This is a genomic window from Streptomyces sp. cf386 (genome assembly GCF_900103585.1).
Lineage (GTDB): Bacteria > Actinomycetota > Actinomycetes > Streptomycetales > Streptomycetaceae > Streptomyces.
This window is the reverse complement of record NZ_FNHV01000047.1, coordinates 1-4,951: the sequence shown is the minus strand read 5'-3', so window position 1 is coordinate 4,951 and position 4,951 is coordinate 1. Positions and strand designations below refer to the sequence as shown.

Sequence of the window (4,951 nt, the reverse complement as noted above, 5' to 3'; positions counted from 1 at the left end):
CGCCACACCGCAAGTTCAAGAAGAACGCTCCCGCCTGGTACGAGGAGAGGCACGAGCAGCAACGCAAGGCGCACTCCTCACGGCGCATCCGCGTCGAGCACGGCATCGCGCATCTGAAGAACTGGCGGGCTCTCGCCCGTCACCTTGGCCGCCGCGAGCACATGAGCGACATCGTCCAAGCCGTCGCCGGACTGCTCTCACACCAACAATCCGCCAGCCTCTCCCGCAGCTTTCGAGGGTGAACACCGTCAGTGCCGTAGACCTCGACGTGCCACGGCCAACCATGCACGAGGTCGTAAGGGCTGTCCCGTAATCGATCTTCGGGCCGATGCGGCGGCGGTTCCTCGGCAAGGGGCGCTCGCCCGGTCGGCGAAGGTGAGCTGGTGCAGGCGGGCGCTGCCGAGCATGACGGCTGCGCATAGGCTGCCCCATGGTTCGGCCTAGCCACTGGGGCAGGCTCGCCTGGGGGTGATTTACCTGATAGCTCGTCATCGGTCTGCGGCTGGAGCATCAGTGGCTCGCCGGGTGGGCAGGGCTCTGGGGCTGGTCGCAGTTGCGGCGGCCGTGCTGGCGGCGCTGTTGTTGTCGCCTTTCGTGCTGCAGGACGTCGCCGGTTCCAAGGGCGTGGACTGGAACAGGCTGAGTCAGATCGGCGCCGCGTACGGCTTCACGTCGGCGATCGTCTCGGCGCTCGCGTTGGCCGGTGTTGCCGGTTCGCTGATTGTTCAGAACCGGCAGGCCAGGGCGGAGCAGGTCCAGGGGATTCGCAGCTACTACCTTGAGCTGGTTCGCCTGGAACTTGAGGACATGGCGCTTTACCAGCCTGTCTGGGGCTACACGGACATCGCCGATCCCCATGAGCGGAAGCGGCATGTCTATGCCGACCTCATGATGAACTACGCGTGGATGGGTTACGAGATCGGGACCATTCGCGAGCCTCTCCTGCGGGACATGCTGTCCGGGATGTTCACCGGAGAGGCTGGGCGGCACTACTGGAGCAGGGCCCGCACCTCATGGACCGCCAGTTCGTCAGGAAGCCGTATCGGTCGTCGCTTCCTGGCCATCGTGGGCGAGGAGCACGCTCGCGCTGTTGCTGCCGGACCGCCGACGCGCTCGGCCGTCGCCCCGAGTCCGCCCGACGTGCCTGCCGCAGGAGCGGCGCCCGTATGGCGGACGGCGGCCGGCGCCCTGATCGGCCTGGGTACCGGCTTGGCACTCGGATCGCTGTTGCGCAGTCGGCGCTGAGGGCCGTTGGGCACGAGTTGGATGATCATGGTGTGACTGGTGCGATCACGGCGTCGGAGCCGTCTTGGATAGGCCCGTTCTCCGGGCTGAGCCCGCGCTGCTTCGGGAAGTTGGTGACCGCGCTGCGGCGTGAGGGGGCCGACGCGGTTGGCCGGGGACGGCCCTGGAGCCTGCCTCTGGAGGACCGAGTGCTGCTGGTCGCGGCCTACTGGCGCACGAACTTGACGATGCGCCAGCTGGCCCTGCTGTTCGGCATCTCGAAGTCTGCGGCAGACCGGATCATCGACCACCTCGGCCCGCTGATGTCTCTGCGGCCGCGGCGCCGGTTCTCCAAGGACACTGTCCTGATCGTGGACGGCACCCTGGTTCCCACCCGTGACCACGAGGTAGCCGAGCAGTCCAAGAACTATCGGTACTCCACCAACCACCAGATCGTGATCGACGCCGACAGCCGACTCGTCGTCGTGGTCGGCCGACCGCTGCCCGGCAACCGCAATGACTGCAAGGCATGGGAGCTATCAGGCGCCAAGGACGCTGTCGGCAGGACCACGGTGATCGCGGACGGCGGCTACCGGGGCACCGGTCTGGTCATTCCGCATCGCCGCGCGCGCGGTCAGACCGAACTGCCGTCATGGAAAGAGGATCACAACGCCTCGCACCGCAAGGTCCGCGCCCGAGTCGAGCATGCCTTCGCTCGGATGAAGGGCTGGAAGATCCTCCGCGACTGCCGCCTGAAAGGCGACGGCGTCCACTACGCCATGCTCGGCATCGCCCGCCTCCACAATCTCGCTCTCACGGGATAACGGCTGGTCCCACTGGTCAGCCCTGCGCCTCAACCCGTAGAAGATCGTTTACGGGACAACCTTTAGTTAGGCGTCCTGGCAGGAATACCGGCGGTATGCGCGCTGCCCTGCGGTTGCCGGAGCTTACTGTTCAAGCCCAGACTGGAAAGTGTCAGCACCGTCCTCCTTCCCCGAGGGGTGAGCCGGTGAACTCGCTGCAGATATTCCTTTGCGAAGAGGGAGCGGAAGCTGAGCGTCTGGAGGGGTTGGCGGGCGTTCTGCGGCAGGATCTGCTTCAACTGGAAGTTGACGAAGTAACAGTCGTGTCGCGCGGTGATCCTCCCGCCGGTGCGCGGGGTGTAGTCGTCGAGGCGGGCGCCCTTCTTGTCAGCCTTGGGACTTCCGTCACAGCCCTCCGGGACGTGCTTTCCCTGGTCACGGACTGGTGGCGACGGAGCCAGAGTCACCCGACCATCCGGCTGGAGATGGACGGTGACGTGCTGGTAATTTCAGACGCATCCTTGGCACAACTGGACCGGTCGTTCGAGCTCTTCGTCAACCGGCATTCCCCTCATGAGGCCACCTCATGACCGGCTCACGGCATGCCCTGATCATCGCCAACGATGACTATCAGAACGCGGGACTCAAGCAGTTGGTGGCACCCGCCGAGGACGCGATGGCCCTGGCGACCGTCCTTGCCGACCCGAAGATTGGGGAATTTGAGGTACAGGTGTCCAGGAACGAGCCGCGGCATGAGATAGAGAGGAAGATCAACGACTTCTTCGCCGAGCGCAGGCCGGGCGACGCACTCATCCTGCACTTCTCCTGCCACGGCCTGAAGAGCGAGTCGGGAGAGCTCTTCTTCGCGGCGACCGACACCGTGCCGGGGCGGCTCATCTCTACCGCGGTGGCGTCGGACTTCGTTCGTAAGTGCATGGCGGACAGCCGGGCACGGAGCATCGTACTCTTCCTCGACTGCTGTTATGGCGGTGCCTTCTCCCGGGGTATGACCATGCGGGCAGGTGAAGAAGTGCACGTCCTCGAGGCCTTCTCGGAGTCGAAATTCGGTCGCGGTCGCGGCTGGGCGGTGATCACCGCGTCCAACTCCATGCAGTACGCGTTCGAGGGCACTCAGCTCAGCGGCGAGTTCGGGACTCCTCGACCGTCGGTTTTCACCGGTGCACTTGTGCACGGCCTCACCACGGGGGATGCAGATCGCGATGAAGACGGTCTGGTATCGCTCGACGAACTCTATGACTACGTGTACGACCGGGTGCGGCAGGAGAACCCACGCCAGACACCGAGCCGCACCATCAACCTCCAAGGCGATCTGTACCTGGCGCACAGCAGCCGGAAGAAAATCAAACCCATGCAACCGCCGGATGACCTACGGGAGGCCATCTCGAGCCCAGACGTCTTCAGCCGACGGGGCGCCATCGCGGAACTTCGCTCGCGTATGGCCAGCACCCACCTCGAAAAGGCAGCGGGTGCGCGCGAGGCGCTGGTCCAGATGTCACAGCGGGACATCCAGTGGGTCGCCGACGAAGCGAGCGCTGCCTTGCGAGATGTCAAGCTGATCCCCGACCCGTCCAAGCTGTACTTCGGAACGCTGGCCCAGGAATCGACATCGCCGAACATGGAAGTTCGCCTCACCGGGCCGCCCCTCGCACAGCACTGCGACGAGGTCCGTCCGCAGGACGACCGCATCATCGTGGTACGGACGGAGACCGGCTTCGCGGTGACGGTCGACACATCACAAGCCGGCCTTTTGCACGGGCATATCGCCCTCAAAGGACCCGTCGGCGAGGCCACATTACAGGTGGACGCGGAGATAACCCCGAAGACAACCGCTGAGCACGTGGCCACGGAGGGCACTCCTTCGCGTACCGAACCCATCCCAGAAATCCGACCGGACGTAAAGCGGGCACTCATCCTGTCCTCGTGCACTTTGCTGGCAGGGGTCGCCACGGTGCTGTGCATATTGCAAAGCATTTTGTCGATCTACTACGTCGGAACGGACATCGCCACTTCCACAGAACAGGGGATTACCTTCGACAAGGCCGTGACCGCGACGGCGGCCGACGTCTCTATCCTGACGATGAGCGCGGTGCTCGCGGCCGTCGCGGCGCTCGCCACGCTGATGGTCGGAAGGTTCGCCCGGCGCGCTGTCGCTGCTGTCGCTACCGTGGGCTCAGGAAAACCTCGCCCCAGTTCACTTATGACGTACTTGATGAACTCGGTACGCGTCGTGGTGGCTGTGGCCCAGTTCATCCTGCCCCTGGCTCTTTTCTTCGCGATTGGTAGTGCGATCTTGGAGTGACCCGGCGTCGTTGGCGCCCAGGTAGTTCGCCAGTGCCGAGAGCATGACGGGCGGGTCCGAGGGGGCGATTTCCTGGTCTCGTGCCACGATCAGGCCGCGCAGATGACCCATCGCGGCCCGATCATCAGCACGCTCGAAGACGAGATGAACTCCTACAAAGACGCACAGGTAGCGTTCCTCAACGCCGCCCGTCACGACCTGGATTACAACCCGAAACGTTGGCAGGTCTGGAAGAAGAGGAAGGCTCAGAAGTTCGCCGCAGGGGCGGCGGCACTTACAACGGCTAACACAATGAGGTGCATCGGCGCTGATCGCCGTGTCCGAGGCGGTATTTGCGCGTTCGGCCGGGTGTGGGGAGATCACCGTGGATCGTGTCCGACGAGCTGTGGGACCGCTTGGAGCCGCTGCTGCCTCAGCGTGAGCGGCGCTTTCGGCATCCGGGCCGCAAGCCGTTGCCGGACCGCGAAGTGCTCTGCGGGATCCTGTACGTGCTGCACACCGGCATCCAGTGGGAGTACCTGCCGCAAGACCTCGGCTTCGGCTCGGGCATGACCTGCTGGCGCCGTCTGCGGGACTGGAACGAGGCCGGCGTCTGGCAGCGGCT

General features: G+C 64.7%; 6 protein-coding genes. All 6 read left to right on the top strand.

Features of this window, described 5'->3' with window-relative positions:
* A partial coding sequence (locus BLU79_RS47185; RefSeq protein ID WP_093911335.1) for a transposase family protein occupies nt 1-242 on the top strand: 242 nt, incomplete at its 5' end.
* A 271-nt stretch (nt 243-513) separates the two neighbouring features.
* Nucleotides 514-1,245, top strand: a complete 732-nt coding sequence (locus BLU79_RS47180) for a DUF6082 family protein (protein ID WP_093912226.1) — start codon at nt 514-516, stop codon at nt 1,243-1,245.
* A gap of 32 nt (nt 1,246-1,277) precedes the next feature.
* Nucleotides 1,278-2,048, top strand: a complete 771-nt coding sequence (locus BLU79_RS47175; protein ID WP_093912225.1) for a transposase — start codon at nt 1,278-1,280, stop codon at nt 2,046-2,048.
* Nucleotides 2,049-2,233: 185 nt separating this feature from the next.
* Entirely contained in the window at nt 2,234-2,617 is a 384-nt protein-coding gene (locus tag BLU79_RS47170) for a hypothetical protein (protein ID WP_093912224.1), read from the top strand.
* Nucleotides 2,614-4,347, top strand: a complete 1,734-nt coding sequence (locus BLU79_RS47165; protein ID WP_093912223.1) for a caspase family protein — start codon at nt 2,614-2,616, stop codon at nt 4,345-4,347. Before BLU79_RS47170 ends, BLU79_RS47165 begins: the two co-directional genes overlap by 4 nt.
* A 350-nt stretch (nt 4,348-4,697) precedes the next feature.
* Nucleotides 4,698-4,951, top strand: a 254-nt coding sequence (locus BLU79_RS47155; protein WP_143052610.1) for a transposase, incomplete at its 3' end; no start/stop codon positions are given.